General features: G+C 35.2%; 1 protein-coding gene and 1 pseudogene. Both read right to left on the bottom strand.

Annotation, left to right across the window (positions count from 1 at the left end):
• Positions 1 to 296, bottom strand: a 296-nt coding sequence (locus ACY3FQ_RS17915; protein WP_489774583.1) for a transposase, incomplete at its 3' end; no start/stop codon positions are given.
• 35 nt (positions 297 to 331) lie between these two features.
• Positions 332 to 435, bottom strand: a pseudogene (locus tag ACY3FQ_RS17910) (IS630 transposase-related protein); the annotation flags it as partial.

The raw sequence follows: 435 nt of genomic DNA, 5'->3' as shown, positions 1-435 counted from the left end.
CTTAATAGATCTTGTATATCTGGTCGTTTATGGAAGGCTGCATTGTCCATGACAATTACACTATTCGAGGGTAGTTCTGGTAATAAAAACTGATCTACCCAAAAATAAAATACATCCGAATTTACTTTGCTATCAAATAAACCCACTGCAAATAACTTACCCTCATGGATTGCTCCTATTGCATTGGTTTGATTTTTTAATTGCCAATTATATGTTCCATAACAAGGAGTTCCCTGTTTTGAATAACCATGAGGTCTATGTTCATGAGATTTAAATCCACTTTCATCAAGATAGATGATCGGGTGTTGATACCTTAATCGGTTTAAATCTTTTAAATACTGCTCTCTGAGTTCTGTTTTTGCTTTCGGGTGCCGTAAGGTCTTTTTTTAACTGTAATATTTAGACGCTTGAGCGCATCTCCAATTGTAGAAGTAG

This window comes from Acinetobacter sp. AB03 (assembly GCF_058107045.1).
The sequence above is the reverse complement of the archived record's forward strand: the minus strand, read 5'-3'. Positions and strand labels throughout refer to the sequence as shown.